We start from the raw sequence: 21,480 nt of genomic DNA, 5'->3' as shown, positions 1-21,480 counted from the left end.
GTGTTAAAATGAATATTTTTTATAATACTTAGTTGTTAACTAGACGTTAATCTAAAAAGTAATATGCTGATAAGCCCCTGAATCTGGTGAAGCTGTTCTGTTTACTCCTAAAATATCGTTTGGAACCTGATTAGCAAAACCTATATTACCTATACCATTAGCTTCAGATTCCTCTCCAATAATAAGTTGATTTAATTCTGTATCTAAAAAATCAGGGTTTTGATTGAAGACATTACCTTCATATAAAGTAGAATTGTTAAAATCGTAATTAGGACTAGTAAAATTATTATTGGTATCTTCAAACCTTAGCAAACAGTTTGTAAATTTAAAATTAAACACGACTCCAGTATCTTCTATTTCATCTAATATAAATTCAGGATTATCATTTCCATAAATAATGCAATTGTTGAAATTAGCTTCCGTTAAATCTGTAATGTTAGTCACATTATCTGCATCCACCATAAAATTGTTAACTAATAACGAAGGAAACTGTCTAAAACTGTTATTCCAATAATTGGCAATCGTGCAGTGAGTAAAGTTGTATTTTCCTCCAAAAGTAGCAGCTAAAGAGCTTTGACCTGAATTATTTATTACTAAATTTTCTCCTAAAATAGAAGTTCTTCTTCCTAAAATTCCAAAATTACTTGAATTGTAAATTTGAGAATTAGAAATGGTTAATTTATTATTTACTTCATCAGGATTTCCTTCACATAGAATACCAACAGCTGCATTTTTAATAGTTGCATAATTAATAAAATTGTCAACACTACCTTCTATTAACCAAATTCCTCCCCATTGTCCTGGAACATCAGAGAATGCAGGTTCTAGTCTATCTCCTTCAAAAATAACTTCGTTTTCTAACAACTCTTGATCGCTACTATACAAACCATTAACATGCAAAGATGCATTTTCAGCAACTAAAAGACCAGAATTGGCATGAAAATGTATTCGTGCACCAGCTTCAACCGTTAAGGTTTCGTTATTAGGTACTGCAGCATAGCCATAAACTACATAAGGTTTCTCTTTATTAAAAGTTAGTTCTTCAGGTAATAAATAGCGACCTTGAATTTCTGTTTCTATTGTTTCGCCACCAATGTTTAAAGTCAAAGTTTCTATAAGACCAGTCGTATTATCTTTGTCAGGATAAATAAAGACAGCATCTTTAACTAAAGTGACTAATTCTACGGATTGAAAATTGTCTCCAGAATCAAATTCTATTTGATCAGTATATAAAAACTCCCCATTTAAATTAGGTAAGTTATCTATGTCAATAGTGGTTTCAATAAAAACATACATGCTATCTTTAGCAAGAATTTCTACGTTTTCGAAAGATTTTCCTGGCATACCATCTACATTTAATCGATACTCAGAGCTTTCACCTAAAGCCAGTCTGATAGAAGGAATACTAATATCATTACTACTTCTGTTATACACCTTTAAATTGTAAGTACTTGAACCAATATTTGTAAAAACAGTATCTAGGTAAACGGTATCTTTTGAAAATCTTAAATCTCCAGTACTAGGTCCAAAATCCAGATCTTTTCTACAGGAATTGGTAAAGATTAAAACACTTAAACAAATTATTAGATAAAAGGCTTGTTTCATTTTTTAAATGATGGATTATTAATTAAGTATCATGTACTTGGTAAAAATATAACTTTTGAATAGATGATTTAGTATGAAACCAACTTTTTAGTGAAATAATTTTATAACCTCATCTGTAATTCTAGCTGGTTTATGAGTTTCAAAATTCATAAAACACCAAGTAGTTTCAGATTTAGCTAGCAATTTATTGGTATTATTATTTAGGATTTCTACGACTCTAGTTGAAGTGACACCCTCAGATTTTATAACGTAAGTTTTTAGCTTAAGTACTTCATTTAGTTGAGCTGGTCTCTTATATTCAATAAAATGTGAAAGCATGATCCAGAAATACGTTTTTCTAATGTCTTCTGTTGCAAACGTCATCCAATGCTCTTTGGCTACCTCTTGAACCCATTGCACATAACGCACATTATTAACGTGATTTAGTTCATCTAAATCGTCTGATGTGACCGTTAATAAAGTTTCGTAAGTTTGCAAAATTAGTTTTCTATAATTTCAACTTCAAAGAGTTTGTCCCAACGTTTTCCAGTAATAAAAAAGGTTTTGGTTTCTGGGTTATAAGCAATGCCGTTTAACACATCTAGTTTTGGGTGTTGGGTTACCTTTTTTCTTAAAGGTGTAAAATCAATCACTCCTTCTACTGCTCCATTTTCTGGGTTTATTATAGCTACACCATTTTTATTGTAACGGTTAGAATATATTTTACCATTAACCCATTCTAGTTCGTTTAATTCGACTACTTTTCCTTTGTTATGATAGGCTTGTATATAGCTCTCTTCGATTAAAGTGTCTGGGTTAAGTGTCCAAATTTTCTCAGTGCCATCGCTTTTATAAAGTACCTTTCCATCATTACAAATTCCCCATCCTTCAACACTATTTCCATATTTAAAACTATCTGTTTTTTCAAACGTTTCTACATCGTAAACGAAGCCTGTACCTCTTTTCCAAGTAAGCTGATAGATTTTATTATTTAAAACCGTTAAACCTTCACCAAAATACTCGTCAGCTAAATCAATGTTTTTTAGAACCTCTCCTGTTTTGTAATCTACTTTTCTAAGTTTTGATTCTCTATACTGACCTGTGCTTTCATATAATTCACCATTATAAAATTCCAAGCCTTGTGTGTAAGATGTAATATCGTGAGGATATTCGTTAATTATTTTATAAGAATACACTTTTGGAGTTTGATTATTTAAAAGTGTAATGGTTTGTGAAATAGTTTCAGTATCATCTCCTAAATTCAGTTTTGCTTCAATGGTATGATCTCCAAGCTTTAATGATTTTAATTCAATTTTTTCTGAAACTGGATTTCCATCAAACAAATATTCAACAGAAGAAATCTCATGGTTTTTAGGGTTTGAGATTCCTAACTCTAAAGTATTATCAATAGATATGGCTTGACCTTCGGCATTCGTTTTAATAGAAATTTCATTTTTTTTCTGAGCAGAATTACTGCCACAAGACAAGAAAAAACTTCCTAAAAATATGATTGTAAGATATTTAAATGTACTCATTGTAAGCTTTTAATTTTTCAGCAAGTTATTTATTAAAATTCAGTTTAAAAAATCATTGTGATAAATTTAAAAGATTGTATCTTTGCACTCGGCAAGTCCTACACAACCAGCTCCTGTTGAATCCTCCAGGGTGGGAACACAGCAAAGGTAAATGGTCGTAGCGGTGTGATGTAGGTAGCTTGCCTTTTTTTGTTGCTTATTTTTAATCTTTTTTTGAAGAAAAGACTAAAAAAATAATAAAGATTTGAAAGCTTTAAGTTTTCAAATCTTTTTCTTTTTATATCTACTTTCTGCAATACATTCTTATTTTTACATTCCTAAATTATACATTATTATGTCTAAAGTTGTTTTAATAACTGGAGGATCTTCTGGAATTGGCAAATCAGTTGGCGAATTTTTAATTGGTAAAGGTTATAAAGTCTATGGTACAAGCAGGACTCCCGAGAAATATACTTCAAGCAAATTCCCTATAGTAGCTTTAGATGTTACAGACAATCAAACTATCACACAAGCAGTAGCTGAAGTCCTTACAAAAGAAGGACATATTGATGTTTTAATAAACAATGCTGGAGTTGGTATTACAGGTCCGATTGAAGAAATTCCTGAAGCAGAAATAAAAAGTAATTTCGAAACTAACTTATTTGGACCAATCAATGTTATTAAAGCTGTCTTGCCTAGCATGAGAGAACATAAATCTGGATTAATAATCAATATTACATCTATTGCAGGATATATGGGCTTACCATATCGCGGAATTTACAGTGCTAGCAAAGGTGCTTTTGAGTTAGTTACTGAGGCATTTAGAATAGAATTAAAAGATTTTAATATCCAAATGACCAATGTAGCTCCAGGAGATTTTGCAACTAATATTGCTTCTAGTCGTTACCATGCTCCTATTCTAGAAAACTCTCCTTATAAAAAATCTTATGGCAATACCTTAATACTTATGGACTCCCATGTAGATTCTGGAAAAGATCCAATGCTGATGGCTAAAGCTATTTATAAAATAATAAACACATCTAATCCTAAAGTACATTATAAAATTGGAGAATTTATGCAAAAATTCTCTATAGTCTTAAAACGTATTTTACCTGATAAAGTTTACGAAAAACTATTAATTAACCATTATAAGTTATAGTTTTTATAAATTGCTCTAATCTAATTGTGCACCTACAATTATTTAATATGAAAAAAATAGTAACCCTCATCATCTTTATTTCTAGTTTTATTGGATATTCTCAAATTATTAACATCAATAATTCTGCAGATACTGAATCTAATTACAATTTACAACAATTGGTTGAAAACGTTTTAATAAGTGGAGATTGTGCAGATGTAGACAATTTTTCTCATCAAGCTTTTGGTACTGCAAGCCAACTAACAAATAAGAGTTATGGTTATTTTAAAAAGCCTTCTGGAAGTGACTTTGCTTTTGACGAAGGCATTATTATTACTAGTGGAAGGGCTTATGCTGCAGGAAACACACCAATTAACATGACAGGAAATCCAGACTTTAACAACAATTTACCAGGAGATAACGACCTAGAATCTGCCCTAGGCATCAATTTTACAAACGATGCTACCTTTATAAAATTTCAATTTACTCCTACTTCACCAGATTTTAATTTCCGTTTTATCATGGCATCTGAAGAATATGATGGAAATTTTGAATGCACCTATTCAGATAGTTTTGCTTTTTTATTAAGAGAAGTAGAAACAACTACTTATACTAATTTAGCTGTTTTACCAGATGGAACTCCAGTTAGTGTTACAAGTATTAATAATTCTTTAACATGTGCCTCAAACGTTGACTTATTTGAAGGTTATAACTTACCATACACCAATTATGGCGGACAAACAAAGGTTCTAACTGCAAGTGCTGTTGTTATACCAAATCAAGCTTATGAAATAAAATTAGTAGTTGCAGACCAAGGAGATTCAGCTTATGATTCTGCAATTTTTTTAGAAGCAGGCAGTTTTAATATAGGCTTAGAACTTGGGGAAGATTTAACTCTTGCAGGAGGAAATCCTGCATGTTCTAATGATACTTATATTCTAGACACTCAAATACCTACTAGTTTAGCATCTCATGTTTGGTATTTAAATGGAATCGAAATTATTGGAGAAACTAATTCAACTTTAGATGTGTTCTCTGAAGGCACATACAGTGTTGTTGTAGACTATGGTACTAATTGTACTGCAACAGACTCAAGAGTTATTGAGTTTACAAATAACCCTATCGCAAACCCTATACCTAATCAATTTATTTGTGATGATAATAATGATGGCTTTGGGAATTTTAATCTACTTGATTTAAACAATTATATTTTAGGAAACCAATTAATATCAGACTACACTGTTTCATATCATTACAATCTATTTGATGCAGAAAATGATTTAAATCCAATAGATGATAATTACACCAATTCTTTAGCTTTCATCCAAGAAACTTTATTTGCTAGAATTGAAGATAACTCCTATAGTTGTTATAATACAACGAGTTTTAATATTGATGTTTTTGATCAACCAATTACTACTAATTATTTATATAACCTATGTGATGATGGAGTTGATGGTGATAATACTGATGGATTTACAGAATTTGATTTAAGTGCAATAAGTAATCCGATATTAGGGTTTCAAGACCCTTCTCAATTTAATATTAATTATTTTCTAAATCAAGAAGATGCAGATAATAATGTTTCGGCATTGCCCTTATTATTTACAAATCAAACAAAAGATTTTCAAGATATTATAGTTAGAATAGAAAATGTTGATAATATAAATTGTTATTCAACTGCAATTGTAACACTTCATGTGCTAAGAATTTTACTTGACGAAAAATATGTAATTTGTTTAGATGCTTTAGATAATGTTATAGAACCCGTAAACAGCTCTGTAATTCCAAATCCACCCATAGAAACTCATTATAGCGATGCAGATTATAATTTTCAATGGTATTATGGCGAAGAAATTTTGGATTCAAATATTATTGCAGGTGCAACCCAATCTTTTTATTTTCCTGAAACCACTGGATTCTATACTGTAAATGCAACAGATGTTATTTCAGGCTGTACAATTCCTGCAACAACTTTAGTTGTTAGCTCTTATCCTCCAGTGAGTATTTCTGTAGAAGTAATATCACAAGCTTTTGAAAATAATAATGCTATAGAAATAACTATTACTGGTAATGGAAACTATGAAATTAGTTTAGATAATGGTGTTTGGCAAAGCAATACAACTTTTCAAAATGTCTCTGGTGGATACCATAAAATTAAAGTGAGAGATATTTACAATTGTAATGAACTAATACATGAAATTACCATCATGGATTATCCTAAGGTTTTTACTCCTAACCATGATGGTTACAACGACACTTGGAATATCTATACGATAGAAAATCAGCCAGATGCTAAAGTCTATATTTATGATAGATATGGAAAGCTTTTAAAACAATTACTTCCTTATGAAACTGGTTGGGATGGTACCTTTAAAGGCGAACCATTACATTCCGACGATTATTGGTTTACTATTGAATACACAGACCCTGTAGATCAAGTTAAAAAACAATTCAAGTCGCATTTTACATTAAAAAGATAGATTTTTAAGAGTTGTTTGTTAAAATCAATTTCAAAACCATTTTTAATTGTAATTTTGCACTTCAAAATAAACACAACTAAAAACATTATCCTCATACAGGAAATCAAAAAAAATTATACTTATGAAATTCTTTATTGACACTGCAAATTTAGACCAAATACAAGAAGCACAAGATTTAGGAGTACTAGATGGTGTTACAACAAACCCTTCTTTAATGGCAAAAGAAGGCATTACTGGTCTTGATAATATTTTAAAACACTATGTGGACATTTGTAACATTGTTGATGGAGATGTAAGTGCAGAAGTAATCTCTACTGATTTTGAAGGAATGATTCGTGAAGGTGAAGCTTTAGCAGAATTACATGACCAAATTGTTATTAAATTACCAATGATTAAAGATGGTATAAAAGCTTGTAAATACTTTAGTGATAAAGGCATTAAAACCAATGTAACTTTAGTCTTTTCTCCAGGCCAAGCTTTACTAGCTGCTAAAGCTGGAGCTACATATGTATCTCCTTTTATAGGTAGATTAGACGACATCTCAACAGATGGTTTAAATCTAATTTCAGAAATCCGTCATATTTATGATAATTATGGTTTTGAAACTCAAATATTAGCTGCCTCAGTGCGTCATACCATGCATATAATTGATTGTGCAAAACTAGGTTCTGATGTAATGACTGGACCTCTAAGCGCTATTGAAGGACTATTAAAACATCCATTAACAGATATTGGCTTAGCAAAATTCTTAGAAGATTATAAAAAAGGAAACTAATTATAGTTATAAATAAAAAAGCCTCAACAAATGTTGAGGCTTTTTTATTATTGGTTTAATACGCCTAGTAATTCTTCTTCAAAATTTATAGAGAACATATTGGTATGGGCATTTTCTATTAACCCCTTACTATCTACTATTATAACTTTGTTAATTGGATAGATAGCTAATGCTTGCTTTGCTTCTTTAGGAAATTTAAATATATACTCCTGATCGTCTAGTAGTTTATACTTCTTTAATGCTTTTTTCCATAGCTCTTTGTTTTCATTATCAGCGTTTACACCAATAAATGATACATCTGGATATTTTTCTTTTAGTTCTTTTACTTTGTTATGACATTCTTGTAAATGCATCAAATTTGATTGAGACCAGAAGAAAATAACACTAGGTTGATTATTATTTACAAATCTTAAGTTTAACTCGTTATTATAAACATCAAAAACTTTTACTTCAGGTAATCGACTACCAGTTTTTAATCCTTTAAGAGAAGTAACTAACTTACTTACATATTCTTTATGGTCAGGATTTGTACTTTTTTGTGTAAAAGAATTCAACACTGCATCATATTGATCTACATTTTTATTATTGATTATAAACTCCATAGTAGAACTTACTAGTAAAGAGTTTTTAATATCTTCATTAGACATTAAACTATCTATTAAATTCAATCTAATTAAATTATAATTCAACGATTGTCTATCAAAAATACTGTCGGTTGATTGTTTAAAATGCTCAGCTAATGCAATGTTTTCAAAATGATGTTTAAAAAAAGACGAATACCTATAATATTCTAACAAAAAAGCATCATTGTAATTTAAGTCATCTCTATAATCATAAAAATCTTCTGGTAAAGATTCAAAATTCTTACGTTCACTTTGGGTGTATTTCCAAAATGGATAAATTTCTTTACTTAAATAATAGTCTTGATTAATTTTAGTCTGAGCTAACTGTTGAAAAAAGGGAGAAGTAGTTCCTTTAGAATTAAATTTTTGCAATCTATCCATTTTAACTGCATGAATTGAGTCTAACTTATCTTCAAATTCATTCACAGGCAATTGGCTATATTCTAAAATTGTTTCTTCTTCAAACTCCCCATTTAAATATAAATTGATTAAATAATTATTCTTTTTGGCACCTTTACCAGTAAAGACTAAAGATTCATCAAACTCCATGGTGTTTAATCGAAGCATAATACTATCATTTGGTTCTAAAAGTAACATTTGGAATTCAACACCATGATAGAACTTATACACACCAGAATTAAGATGGTCAAGTTTATAAATAAATCTATTTTTTGAGTCTAAGGTAATTGTATCAACTACTGTATTATCTTTAAGTAAAACCACATAATTATTTGAAGGATTTATAATCTCTCCTCCTATATATGCAATATCTCCTTCATCTTGTTTAGAATCTTTTTTACAAGAAACAAGAGTTACTATAAATAATAATATCAAATAAAAATACTTCATAAGCCTTTTCAATATACTACAATAAGGTTACTATCAACTACAAAAGTAAAAGTTGCCTATTAAAGGTGTTGTTAATTCGTTGTTAAATATTAATTAGATTGGTTTTGTTTCTTGTTGTTGTTGCTTTTTTCTACTTTTGCAAAACTTTTAAGAGATTTTATGTCAAGGAGTAAAATTTTTTAATTTGTAAGATTTTAAAGACCTTATAATTATTTAATAATCATCTGAGTAAAAATTAAATCAAACAATATGTTATCAGTTTCTAATTTATCTGTTCAATTTGGGAAACGTGTACTTTTCGACGAAGTTAACACAACTTTTAATCAAGGTAATTGTTATGGGATTATAGGTGCAAATGGTGCAGGTAAATCTACTTTTTTAAAGATTCTAGCTGGAAAACAAGATCCTACTTCTGGACATGTTCATTTAGAACCTGGAAAACGCATGTCTGTATTAGAACAAAATCATAATTTATATGATGATCATACAGTATTAGAAACAATAATAATGGGCAACAAACCCTTATTTAAGCTAAAAACAGAAATTGATGCATTATATGCTGATTACTCAGACGAAAATGCTGAGAGAATTGGAGAGTTACAGGTGCAATTCGAAGAAATGAACGGTTGGAATGCTGATAGTGATGCAGCTGCTATGCTATCTAATTTAGGAATTTCTGAAGAATTTCATTATACACTAATGAAAGATTTAGATGGTAAACAAAAAGTTCGTGTTCTTTTAGCTCAAGCACTTTTTGGCTCTCCAGATGTATTAATTATGGATGAGCCAACAAACGACCTGGATTACGAAACCATTTCATGGCTAGAAAACTTTTTAGCAAATTACGATAATTGCGTGATTGTTGTTTCCCACGATAGACACTTTTTAGATGCTGTCTGTACACACATTTCAGATATAGATTTTGGAAAAATTAATCATTTTTCTGGTAATTATACATTCTGGTACGAATCGTCTCAATTAGCAGCCAGACAGCATGCACAACAAAACAAAAAAGCTGAAGAAAAGAAAAAAGAATTAGAAGAATTTATTAGACGTTTTTCTGCTAATGTTGCTAAATCTAAACAAGCTACTAGTAGAAAGAAAATGATTGAAAAATTAAATATTGCAGATATTAAACGTTCAAGTCGTAGATATCCTGCTATTATTTTTGAAAGAGATAGAGAGGCTGGAGATCAAATATTAAATGTTGAAAATTTATCTGCTTCCCTTGATGGAGATATTCTTTTTAGTAAGATTGATTTAAATTTAGTTAAAGGAGATAAAGTGGTATTATTCTCTAAAGACTCCAGAGCAACAACAGCTTTTTATCAAATATTAAATGGGAAAGAAAAAGCAGATTCTGGAACTTTCGATTGGGGAATAACAACTACTCAATCATACTTACCATTAGATAATAGCGAGTTTTTTCAGAATGATTTATCCTTGGTTGATTGGTTACGCCAATGGGCAAAAACTGAAGAAGAACGTGAAGAAGTTCATATTCGTGGCTTTTTAGGAAAAATGATTTTTAGTGGTGATGAAGCACTTAAAAAATCGAATGTGCTTTCTGGAGGTGAAAAAGTAAGATGTATGTTAAGTCGTATGATGATGGTAAGAGCCAACGTATTAATGCTTGATGAACCTACAAACCATTTAGATTTAGAAAGTATTACAGCTTTTAATAATTCCTTAAAAAACTTTAAGGGAACTGTTTTGTTTTCTACTCATGATCATGAGTTTGCTCAAACAGTAGCAAACAGAGTTGTAGAATTAACACCTAATGGAGTTATAGATAGATATACAACCTTCGATGAATACATGCAAGATCCAAAAATTAAAGAGCTACGAAGTAAAATGTATGCAGTAATGGTTTAAAAAAAAGCTCTGGAAATCCAGAGCTTTTTTTATGACTGTAATTCGGCTGTTACACTTTCTACAATTGGAACAGCCGCATCAAGCTCATCATCACTAACAAATATTTCTTGATACCCAGGAATTGAAGATCCAAAACCTGCTAGTCTTCCAGATTCTGTTTCATCTTTAACTATAGGACTTATTCCTACCGCTTCCAATTTATCAACAATTAATTGCGCTATAATAAAACTACCTGTATATATTTTTTGATAACTAGAATCCATATCATTTCAATTAAGCATTCATTTAAAGATACGAAATAACAATCTAAATATCTGTTAAGAATAATAAAATATTAGAAATAATATGAAGGTGATATTGAACTTGTTCAAAAAAAACAACAAATTATCGCTTTATAAAATTATATGATTATATTTGTTTTATTATTAAATAAATATAATTATTACAATGAGTAAAGGAACAGTAAAATTTTTCAACGATTCAAAAGGTTTTGGATTTATAGTTGAAGATGACACAAACAAAGAACATTTTGTACACATTTCTGGATTAATCGATGAAATTCGTGAAGGTGATGCAGTAGAATTCGATTTACAAGAAGGTAGAAAAGGAATGAACGCAGTAAACGTTAAAGTACTATAATATATATTTTAACTTATTGAAGAAATTAAAAGCCTGCAATTTGCAGGCTTTTTTATATCTATTAATTTATTTATCTTAACTCTGCTCCTAATTCTTTTTCAAAATTAGACTGAAGTTTCTTCATTATTTTTTCTATTTGCTTATCTGTAAGCGTTTTGTTTTCATCTTGAAGCGTAAAACTAACAGCATAACTTTTCTTACCAGCTGGTAAATTCTTTCCTTGATACACATCAAATAAATTAACGTCTTTAAGCAATTGCTTTTCAGTTTTATTTGCAATTATATCAATATCTTCAAAAGTAATTTTATCGTTTAATAAAAGAGCAAAATCTCTCTTAACTTCTGGATATTTAGGAATGTTTTTAAATTTAATAGATTGATGCTTAGCTAATACAATTATATTGTCCCAATTAAAATCGGCAAATAAAACATCTTGGGAAATTCCAAAATATTTCAAAATAGATTTTTTTACTAATCCAAACTCTACAAGCTGTTTTTTCCCTAAAGAAAAAACAACACCTTCGCTAAACACATCATTCTTAATTGGTGATGCTTTATAATGAGATAAACCTAATCTTTCTAAAACACTTGAAACAGTCCCTTTTAAGAAAAAGAAATCACTTGGCTTTGCTATAGAATTCCAACGTTCGTTATTTCTGTTACCTGTAACAAATAGTGATAAATGCTTAAATTCTTCACGTTTTCCACTATAATCATGGTAGGTTTTGCCAAATTCAAATAGCTTTAAATCATTTCTCTTTCTATTTATATTATGGCTTACATTTTCTAATCCTGAAAACAATACAGACTGTCTTAATACACTTAAATCATTACTTAATGGATTTAGCATTTCAACATTATTCCCACCATTAAGCTGCTCGCTTAATTTAATATAATCTGGTGACGTTAAAGAATTGGATAAGGTTTCAAAAAATCCTTGAGAAACCAACTGATTCCCAATAACGTTTTGCAGTTTATAATCTTCAAATCTAGATGTATTAGAAATGGATGCATTAAGTTTTTCGGTAGTTTTAATGTTGTTATAACCATATACTCGTAAAACTTCTTCAATAATATCAGCTTCACGTTGCACATCATTCCTATAAGCAGGAACTGTTAATCCCAACCCTGTCTCTGTAACATTGTTAATTTTAATATCTAAAGACATCAAAATTTGTTTGATAACTTCCCTAGGAATCTCTTCTCCAATTAATTTCTTTGCATTTTCAAAACTTAAACGCACTTGAAAATCTTCAATTTTATTAGGGTAAAAATCTGAAACATCACTAGTAATTTCTCCTCCTGCAATTTCCTGTATCAATAAGGCAGCACGCTTTAATGCGTATTCTGTAATATTTGGATCAATACCTCTTTCAAATCTAAAAGAAGCATCTGTATTTAAATTATGTCTTTTGGCTGTTTTTCTAATACTAACAGGATTAAAATAAGCACTTTCTAAAAAGATACTTGTTGTTGCTTCTGTAACTCCAGAATCAATCCCTCCAAAAACACCAGCAATACACATTGGTTTTTCTGCATTACAAATCATTAAATCGTCTTCCTGCAATTCACGTTCAACCTCATCTAGCGTTGTAAACATGGTTCCTTTTGGCAGTGTTTTTACTACAATTCTATTACCAGTAATTTTAGCTGCATCAAAAGCATGAAGTGGCTGTCCTAATTCGTGTAACACATAATTTGTAGCATCAACAATATTATTTTTTGGAGTTAAACCTATTGCCTTCAATCTGTTTTGCAACCAACTTGGTGATGCCTCAACTTTAATTCCAGAAATAGTAACACCACAGTATCTAGGCGCTAAATCTTTATTTTTAACTTCAACATCAATTCGTAACGTTCTATTATCTACATGAAAAGCACTTACAGAAGGCGTAATTAATTCAACATTAACCTCTTTTTGAAGGAGTCCAGCTTTTAAATCTCTTGCAGTTCCTAGATGACTCATAGCATCTGCTCTATTTGGTGTCAAACCAATCTCGAACACATGATCGTTTTCAACTTTAAAAACATCTGCTAGTAGCGTTCCTATTTTAAGTTTCGAATCAAGAACCATAATACCATCATGAGATTCTCCTAGACCTAATTCATCTTCAGCACATATCATTCCATGACTCGCTTCGCCTCTAATTTTTCCTTTCTTTATAGTCCAAGTCTCTCCTTCTTCAGAGTATAAAGTAGTGCCAATAATAGCAACAGGAACTTTTTGTCCAGCAGCTACATTTGGTGCACCACAAACAATTTGTAATGGATTCTCTAATCCTACATTAACGGTTGTTACTTTTAGTCTATCGGCATTGGGATGCTGTACACATGTTAAAACTTCTCCAACAACTATTCCTTCTAAGCCTCCTTTTACAGACTGAAAAGACGTAACTCCCTCCACCTCAAGACCTAAATCTGTAAGTAATTCACTTATTTGATCTGTTGACCAAGTTGTTTTTATAAATTGTTTTAACCAATTGTAAGAAATCTTCATGTTTGCTATTTTCTTTAAAAGTGCAAAGATAGCAGATTGCTTTTAGCATTCAAACAATGCTGTTAAAATTGTAATTAATAAACAGTTTAAAAACTAAAATAATTTAAATTTGTAAAAATTAAATTGTTAAAAACATAAATAATCTGGCATCATTATTGTGATAAATATCCTACATCTAAACTAATTCTTATGAAATCAAATCTACTTTCCATTTTACTTTTATTAGTTACATTTTCTATTTCTAGTCAAGTAAATTTTTCAGAGAAAACAAAAGAATTTTTATCAGAAAACAGCTATTTATCAAATGTTGATAAAGAAAAATTTTATTTACACACCAACAAAACTACTTATTATTCAGGAGAAAAAATTTGGTTTAAAGCCTATATTGTTGAAGATTCAAACAATAAACCCAATTTAAAGACTAATAATTTGTTTTTGAATTTTTATTCACCTGAAAAAAAATTAATTAGTAGTCAGCTTTTTTATGCTGAAGCTGGTTTTACCTATGGAGAAATAGATTTAAATCCTGATTTAATTTCAGGAAACTATTTTATTGATGTAGATACACATAGAAATAAAAATTTTAAAAGTGGTTCTGTAATTCCTATTCAAATTTTAAGCACAACTGAAACCATAACAGAAAATAACACAACTGCTTCAATTACTAAAACCTCAAATTCTTCCAAGAATAATGATCTATATACCATTAGTTTTTATCCAGAAAGCCAAACCATATTAAAAGATGAAGTAAACAACATGGCATTTACAATAAAAAACAACCAAATTCCTGTAAAAGCTTCTGGAAAAATTATAGATAATGCCACTGGAGAAATTGTTACAAGATTAATGAGTGACAAATATGGGATGGGAAGATTTAATATCCATTACAACAGCAACTATACTGCAGTATTAAACATTAATGGTGTTGAAAAATCTTATTCTCTGCCACAAGCTAATTTATTAGGATTCATTATCCAGAAAAAATCACAAGTAACTGACCAAAACACATTTTCTTTTCTACTAAAAACTAATAATGCCACAAGTTCTAACTATAATAACCAGTCTTTAATATTGGTGTTGCACAGAGATGGCTTTGCTAAATCGGTTGCTCCAATTGAAATTAATAAAGAAATAACAAGCTATCAAATTAACTTTTTAAAGGAAAACTTATTTAGTGGCATAAATACTTTAACCTTATTTGATAAAAACAACAAACCTATTTCAGAATACTCCTTTTGGAACAAGCCTGAAAATATTGAATTAGATGTCACTCAATTTCAAGCCTCAACAGATTCTATTACGCTTAATTTTAATATGCTAAACAAATTAGCTGATGCTAATTTAAGTATATCTGTATTACCTGAAGCCACCATTTCATACAACAATCAGCAAAATATTATTACAGAGTTTCAGCTTGTCCCTTACCTAAAAGAAACAGGGTTTAATTTGGCAGATTATTACAACGAAACCAATGGCAACAAACACAGCATGGATTTATTAATTCAAACAGCTATTCAAAATACTCAAGTTCAAAAAAATATTAAAGATGAAAGCAACCTAGTATTTCAATCTGAACATGGTGTAAGAATTAAAGGCTCAGTAAATTATAAAGGCAAAGATTTATCTAGACATCAAGTCATGTTATCCTCAACTGAAAATAATATTTTACTTGTAAAACCTTTAAAAGGTGAAAAACAATTTGAGTTTGATAGCTTAATGCTAACACATCCTTCAAAATATAAATTAGCTCTTCTAAATGAAAAAGGTGAAATTGAAAAAGCAGGCTTTTATGTCTATAAAAACTTCAATAAATATCGTCCAGATAGCTTACTTACTAGGACGGCAGAAGTATATAACAAAACAAAGTTCGAAACGTCTTATGCAATAGAAGAAGAATATGTGCCACTATTAATGGACGAAGAAGTATTAGATGAAGTTTTAATAAAAACTAAAGTTGAGTCAGACCTTGAGATATTAACAAAAAGAATTGAAGATAAAGTTGTTGCTAAAGGCTTTACACAAATTTATGTGCCAGATGAAAAAACATTTGTTGGAGCTGATTTATTATTCTATCTAAAAACACTTCCTGGCATCCAAGTAAACTATTTAGATGTTAAAACTGTAAGTATACAAAATACTAGAGGAAGAAGATCTCTTCTTGGTGGACCAACTATTTATCTTGTGTTTTTAGATGATATACCAATGTACGATCAAACAGATTTAGTAGGTATACAAATGTTTGACATAGCTTCAGTAACTATTAATTCTAGTGGTGCAGGATTTGGTATTCGTGGTACTGGTGGAGTTATACATGTTTACACTAAAACTGGACAATTAATGAAAGGTTTAGGAGAAATAATAAATCCAGATATCCAAGTAAGCGAGACAGAGTTCGGTTTTAATACACCAACCGAAACCTTTAAAAATTCTGAGATCTATTTTCCTAATAAATCGTCAGAAGAATTATACAGTACGATTGATTGGGTTCCTAATTTTTATTTAAATGCGAAAACGCCTAATTATTTAACTATTAGCACAGAAAAACATCAAAATTTAAAACTTATTATTAATGGTATGAATGCTGATGGACAATTGATTTATAAAAGTATAACTATAAATAAAGAGTCCAATTAAGCTTATATATAAAGTTCTAAATTCAAATCTTTAATAGAACCATGTGATGCATGAGTTACTACAAAACCATTTTTAATAATGAGTAATTGTGGAGATTCGTGCATTACTTGAAATTTATAACCAGTTTCGTTAGACACATCTCGATAATTCAATAAATCTAAATAATATAAATCTGCGTCAGTTTCAGATATGTTATAAGCATTAACAAACTGTTTCATTACCATTCTACTTATACCACATCGTGTAGAATGTTTAAATACAATTTGTGTTTTGTATTTTGATTTTTCTTCTATCTCAGCCAACTGAGTAACGCTATTTAACGCTATCCAAGGCAACACTTTCTCTAATTTTACTTCAGAAGAACCATTAAATATTTTATTAAATAAACCCATAATTGTAAACCTCTCTTTTTTAACAACAAAATAGTCGTAACTATTTTTAAAATCTTACAAACTGACTAAACGTCATACTTTTATTGGCTTAATCAGTCATTTTGTCTCACAAAATATCTTGGTAAGATAATTGACTTATAAGATTTGTAAAGAAACAACAAATACTATGAATCTAAATAATTATACAATAAAATCACAAGAAGCTATACAGCAAGCACAACAACTTGCACAAAGCTTAAACAATCAACAAATAGAAAATGAGCATATTTTTAAAGCCATTTCTGAAATTGATGAAAACGTATTACCATTTATACTAAAAAAGTTAAACATCAATATTTTAGTTTTAGAACAAGCTCTAGATAAACAATTGGAAAATTTCCCAAAAGTTTCTGGTGGAGATATCATGCTTTCTCGTGAAGCAGGTAAAAGCTTAAACGAAGCATCTATTATTGCTAAAAAGATGAAGGATGATTACGTTTCTATTGAACATTTAATCTTAGCCATTTTTAAATCTAATAGTAAAATAGCTCAGATGCTAAAAGATCAAGGTGCTACTGAAAAAGCACTATTAGCAAGCATTGAAGAACTTAGAAAAGGAGATCGTGTAACTTCTCAAAGTCAGGAAGAAACCTATAATTCATTAAATAAATACGCTAAAAACTTAAACCAATTAGCAAAAGATGGCAAATTAGATCCTGTTATTGGTCGTGATGAAGAAATACGTAGAATTCTTCAAATTTTATCACGTAGAACTAAAAATAACCCCATTTTAGTTGGAGAACCAGGAACTGGTAAAACAGCTATTGCTGAAGGATTAGCTCATAGAATTGTAGATGGAGATATTCCAGAGAATTTAGTAGACAAACAAATTTTCGCACTTGATATGGGAGCATTAATTGCTGGTGCAAAATATAAAGGAGAGTTTGAAGAACGCTTAAAGGCTGTTATTAAAGAAGTTACCGAAAGCAATGGAGACATTGTTTTATTTATAGATGAAATCCACACGCTTGTTGGTGCAGGTGGTGGACAAGGAGCTATGGATGCTGCAAATATTCTGAAACCTGCTTTAGCTAGAGGGGAATTAAGAGCTATTGGTGCAACTACTTTAGACGAGTATCAAAAATACTTCGAAAAAGACAAAGCATTAGAAAGACGTTTTCAAAAAGTGATGGTGAATGAACCAGATACCGAAAGTGCTATCTCTATTTTACGTGGAATTAAAGAGAAATATGAAACACATCATAAGGTTAGAATCAAAGACGAAGCTATTATTGGCGCAGTAGAATTATCTGAACGTTATATTACGAATCGTTTTTTACCAGATAAAGCTATTGACTTAATGGACGAAGCAGCCTCAAAATTACGCATGGAAATCAACTCTAAGCCTGAAGAATTAGATGTTTTAGATAGAAAAATCATGCAGTTAGAGATTGAAATTGAAGCTATTAAACGTGAAAAAGATGAAGCCAAATTAAAATCATTACGTTCAGATTTAGCAAATCTTAAAGAAGAAAGAAACGAAATTAATGCGAAATGGAAAAGTGAAAAAGAAGTTGTAGATAATATCCAGACTACAAAAGCAAATATAGAAGATTTCAAACTAGAAGCTGAACGTGCAGAACGTGATGGAGATTACGGCAAAGTAGCAGAAATTCGTTATGGAAAGATTAAAGAAGCTCAAGAAACACTTGAAAAACTTCAAAAAGAATTACAAGAAAATCAATCTGAAAACTCATTAATAAAAGAAGAAGTAACTTATGAAGATATAGCAGAAGTTGTTGCGAAATGGACTGGTATTCCTGTAACTAAAATGATTCAGAGTGAACGAGAGAAACTCTTAAAACTTGAAGACGAACTACACAAACGGGTGGTTGGACAAGAAGAAGCTATTGTTGCTGTAAGTGATGCCGTAAGACGAAGTCGAGCTGGATTACAAAACCCACAAAAACCAATTGGAACTTTTTTATTTCTTGGAACAACTGGAGTTGGTAAAACAGAACTTGCAAAGGCTTTAGCAGAGTATTTATTTGATGATGAAAATGCGTTAACCAGAATAGATATGAGCGAATATCAGGAACGTCATGCTGTTAGTAGATTGGTTGGAGCTCCTCCTGGATATGTTGGTTACGACGAAGGTGGACAATTAACAGAAGCTGTAAGACGTAAACCTTATTCTGTAGTCTTATTAGATGAAATTGAAAAAGCACATCCAGATACCTTTAATATTCTACTTCAAGTATTAGATGAAGGCAGATTAACAGATAATAAAGGACGAGTAGCAGATTTCAAGAACACAATTATAATTATGACATCAAACATGGGAAGTCATATTATTCAAGAGCGTTTTGAAGCTACAAAAGATATAGATTCTGCTATTGAAGCAGCAAAAGTAGATGTGTTAGCCTTGTTAAAACAAAGTGTTAGACCTGAATTCTTAAATAGAATAGACGACACCATTATGTTTACTCCTTTAACAAAAGAGAATATTGTAGATATAGTTGTCTTACAATTAAAAGGAATAACTAAAATGCTTGCACAACAAAATATTACGTTTGATGCAACAAATGAAGCGATAACATATTTAGCAGATAAAGGCTTCAATCCAGAATATGGAGCAAGACCAGTAAAAAGAGTCATTCAAAAAGAAGTGTTAAATACTTTAAGTAAAGAAATCTTATCTGGTAATGTTACTACTGATAGCATTATATTATTAGATGCTTTCGAAAATAAATTAGTATTTAGAAATCAATCTAGCTTGGTTACTGAAGAATATTAAATAATAAATTTAGAAAATAAACGTTTTTCATATTAGTTGGTTAGTTAATTGAAAAAAGCAACGTAAATCTTAAAAGAGGAACGTTGCTTTTTGTTTTATAATAATAAGTATAAAAAAAATTAAAATTTCATACCTACACCAACTCCAATAATTAAAGGATTGATATCTACTTCTACATCATCTGGACCATTATTAACAGTTACATCAGTAGAAAGCAACAATTGCTTAAAGTCTAAATTTAAAAACCATTTTTTATTTAAATTATAATCCACTCCAGCCTGAAAAGAAAAACCAAAAGAGTTTTCATAATCTAAATCCTCTACATCACCTTCGTCAATTCCGTAAAAAATAGTATAATTAACACCCACTCCTACATAAGGCTTGAAATCGCCAGCATAAAAATGGTATTGTACATTTAAAGTTGGAGGCAGTAACCATACATGTCCTAAATCCACTCCATCCTCAACTTCAACATTATGTCTTGTAGTACCCAAAATTAATTCGGCTGCAATGTTTTTAGTAAAGAAATAAGTAAAATCTAATTCTGGAACAACTGAGGTTGAGATATCTATATCTGCACCATCAAGATCGTCTCCTGGAGAAGGGATAACAGTAATCACACGAAAACGTGTTTGCCATTTGTTGTAATCTTAAGAAGTTGAATTCTCCTCTTGTGCTTGAGTATTAAAAACAAATAAAAAAGCAATTAATGCGCTAAAAATTATTTTTTTCATTAGGTAAATATTTAATTATTATTTACCTCAAAATTAACTTCTAAATTAATCTTAAATGCTGATAAAAATCATGTTACAAAATAAGACTAGATAACATGTTAAATATCAAAACTATATTGGAAAATAAAATCTAAATTTGATTATAATTACGTTTACATCTATGTTTTTTTTTATGAAATTTTAAAGAATAATCATTCTCAAACTCATAAATTTTTAATAATTTTTAGATTGTATGATGCAAATATTAACAGTTAATCGTATTTTTGTTACAACTTAACCTATAAATTTCAAATTATGTCCTTAAGCAATTATATAGACCATACCTTACTAAAACCAACTGCCTCCAAAACTGATATTAAATTCCTTTGTGATGAAGCCAAAGAGCATCGTTTTTATTCAGTATGCGTAAATAGCTACTATGTAGCCTTAGCAAAACACTTATTAAATAGAAGTAATGTAAAAGTATGTTCTGTTGTTGGTTTTCCTTTGGGAGCCATGAGTACAGAAGCAAAAGTATTTGAAGCTGCAAAAGCTGTGGAAGATGGAGCAGACGAAATAGATATGGTTATAAATATAGGCATGCTAAAAAGTAAAAATTATGTAGCTGTTTATAAAGATATTTGTGATGTAAAGCTTGCAATAGGAAAAACACCTTTAAAAGTAATTTTAGAGATAAGTGAACTTTCTAAAAATGAAATATTAAAAGCTTGTCAGATTTGTTTGGATGCAAAAGCAGATTTTATTAAAACTTCTACTGGTTTTTCTAAAGGAGGAGCAACTTTAACAGCTGTTAAAATGATAAAAAAAACAATTAAAGATAAAGCAAAAATAAAAGCTTCTGGAGGAATTAAAGATTTAGAAACCACTTTAAAATATATTGATGCTGGAGCAGATAGAATAGGAACATCTTCAGGAATAAATATTGTTACGGCAAAAAAAACTACTGTTCAAAATCCAGGCTACTAAT

At 30.0% G+C, this 21,480-nt stretch carries 16 protein-coding genes and 1 other RNA gene; 9 read left to right on the top strand and 8 right to left on the bottom strand.

Features of this window, described 5'->3' with window-relative positions:
* Positions 1-51 precede the first annotated feature (51 nt).
* The 3 genes from FVF61_RS05200 to FVF61_RS05190 all read right to left on the bottom strand — a co-directional run bounded on the left by FVF61_RS05200 (position 52) and on the right by FVF61_RS05190 (position 3,119).
* Positions 52-1,605, bottom strand: coding sequence for a hypothetical protein (locus tag FVF61_RS05200; protein WP_148454068.1), 1,554 nt, complete (start codon positions 1,603-1,605; stop codon positions 52-54).
* Positions 1,606-1,692: 87 nt separating this feature from the next.
* Entirely contained in the window at positions 1,693-2,082 is a 390-nt protein-coding gene (locus FVF61_RS05195) for an acyl-CoA thioesterase (RefSeq protein WP_148454066.1), read from the bottom strand.
* Between the two features lie 2 nt (positions 2,083-2,084).
* Positions 2,085-3,119, bottom strand: a complete 1,035-nt coding sequence (locus tag FVF61_RS05190; protein ID WP_148454064.1) for a glutaminyl-peptide cyclotransferase — start codon at positions 3,117-3,119, stop codon at positions 2,085-2,087.
* An 89-nt stretch (positions 3,120-3,208) separates the two neighbouring features.
* Between FVF61_RS05190 and ffs the strand changes: the two genes are divergently transcribed.
* The 4 genes from ffs to fsa all read left to right on the top strand — a co-directional run bounded on the left by ffs (position 3,209) and on the right by fsa (position 7,494).
* Positions 3,209-3,307: signal recognition particle sRNA small type (gene ffs / locus FVF61_RS05185), an RNA gene on the top strand.
* A 146-nt stretch (positions 3,308-3,453) separates the two neighbouring features.
* Positions 3,454-4,257 (top strand): SDR family oxidoreductase, encoded by an 804-nt coding sequence (locus tag FVF61_RS05180; protein ID WP_148454062.1) that lies wholly within the window; start codon positions 3,454-3,456, stop codon positions 4,255-4,257.
* Between the two features lie 47 nt (positions 4,258-4,304).
* On the top strand, positions 4,305-6,719 hold the full coding sequence (locus tag FVF61_RS05175) for a T9SS type B sorting domain-containing protein (protein ID WP_148454060.1): 2,415 nt from the start codon (positions 4,305-4,307) through the stop codon (positions 6,717-6,719).
* A gap of 121 nt (positions 6,720-6,840) precedes the next feature.
* Positions 6,841-7,494: a fructose-6-phosphate aldolase gene (gene fsa, locus FVF61_RS05170; RefSeq protein ID WP_148454058.1), complete on the top strand. Its 654-nt coding sequence runs from the start codon at positions 6,841-6,843 to the stop codon at positions 7,492-7,494.
* Between the two features lie 47 nt (positions 7,495-7,541).
* On the opposite strand, the gene FVF61_RS05165 is transcribed toward fsa, so the two are convergent.
* Positions 7,542-8,966, bottom strand: coding sequence for a TlpA family protein disulfide reductase (locus FVF61_RS05165; protein ID WP_148454056.1), 1,425 nt, complete (start codon positions 8,964-8,966; stop codon positions 7,542-7,544).
* 249 nt (positions 8,967-9,215) lie between these two features.
* Here FVF61_RS05165 and FVF61_RS05160 point away from each other — a divergent pair, with 249 nt between their 5' ends.
* Positions 9,216-10,841 carry an ABC-F family ATP-binding cassette domain-containing protein gene (locus FVF61_RS05160; protein ID WP_148454054.1) on the top strand — a complete coding sequence of 542 codons (1,626 nt, stop codon included), beginning with the start codon at positions 9,216-9,218 and terminating at the stop codon, positions 10,839-10,841.
* Positions 10,842-10,870: 29 nt separating this feature from the next.
* Here FVF61_RS05160 and FVF61_RS05155 read toward each other — a convergent pair whose 3' ends face one another.
* Positions 10,871-11,104, bottom strand: a complete 234-nt coding sequence (locus FVF61_RS05155) for a putative signal transducing protein (protein ID WP_148454052.1) — start codon at positions 11,102-11,104, stop codon at positions 10,871-10,873.
* A 184-nt stretch (positions 11,105-11,288) separates the two neighbouring features.
* Between FVF61_RS05155 and FVF61_RS05150 the strand changes: the two genes are divergently transcribed.
* A complete protein-coding gene (locus FVF61_RS05150; protein WP_109310084.1) occupies positions 11,289-11,480 on the top strand; it encodes a cold-shock protein in 192 nt (63 codons plus the stop codon).
* A 70-nt stretch (positions 11,481-11,550) separates the two neighbouring features.
* Here FVF61_RS05150 and pheT read toward each other — a convergent pair whose 3' ends face one another.
* On the bottom strand, positions 11,551-13,977 hold the full coding sequence (pheT, locus tag FVF61_RS05145; RefSeq protein ID WP_148454051.1) for a phenylalanine--tRNA ligase subunit beta: 2,427 nt from the start codon (positions 13,975-13,977) through the stop codon (positions 11,551-11,553).
* Between the two features lie 189 nt (positions 13,978-14,166).
* Here pheT and FVF61_RS05140 point away from each other — a divergent pair, with 189 nt between their 5' ends.
* Complete coding sequence (locus FVF61_RS05140) at positions 14,167-16,611, top strand: alpha-2-macroglobulin family protein (protein WP_148454049.1); 2,445 nt, start codon at positions 14,167-14,169, stop codon at positions 16,609-16,611.
* Positions 16,612-16,613: 2 nt separating this feature from the next.
* Here FVF61_RS05140 and ytxJ read toward each other — a convergent pair whose 3' ends face one another.
* Complete coding sequence (gene ytxJ, locus FVF61_RS05135) at positions 16,614-17,003, bottom strand: bacillithiol system redox-active protein YtxJ (RefSeq protein WP_148454047.1); 390 nt, start codon at positions 17,001-17,003, stop codon at positions 16,614-16,616.
* Between the two features lie 166 nt (positions 17,004-17,169).
* On the opposite strand from ytxJ, the gene clpB reads away from it, so the two are divergent.
* Complete coding sequence (gene clpB, locus FVF61_RS05130; RefSeq protein ID WP_148454045.1) at positions 17,170-19,779, top strand: ATP-dependent chaperone ClpB; 2,610 nt, start codon at positions 17,170-17,172, stop codon at positions 19,777-19,779.
* Between the two features lie 119 nt (positions 19,780-19,898).
* On the opposite strand, the gene FVF61_RS05125 is transcribed toward clpB, so the two are convergent.
* Positions 19,899-20,399, bottom strand: coding sequence for an OmpW/AlkL family protein (locus FVF61_RS05125; RefSeq protein WP_394348919.1), 501 nt, complete (start codon positions 20,397-20,399; stop codon positions 19,899-19,901).
* 408 nt (positions 20,400-20,807) lie between these two features.
* Between FVF61_RS05125 and deoC the strand changes: the two genes are divergently transcribed.
* Positions 20,808-21,479, top strand: coding sequence for a deoxyribose-phosphate aldolase (deoC, locus tag FVF61_RS05120; RefSeq protein ID WP_148454043.1), 672 nt, complete (start codon positions 20,808-20,810; stop codon positions 21,477-21,479).
* Position 21,480: the final 1 nt, after the last annotated feature.

The sequence above is a fragment of the Xanthomarina maritima genome, assembly GCF_008084905.1.
GTDB classification, from domain to species: Bacteria; Bacteroidota; Bacteroidia; order Flavobacteriales; family Flavobacteriaceae; genus Xanthomarina; species Xanthomarina maritima.
The sequence above is the reverse complement of the archived record's forward strand: the minus strand, read 5'-3'. Positions and strand labels throughout refer to the sequence as shown.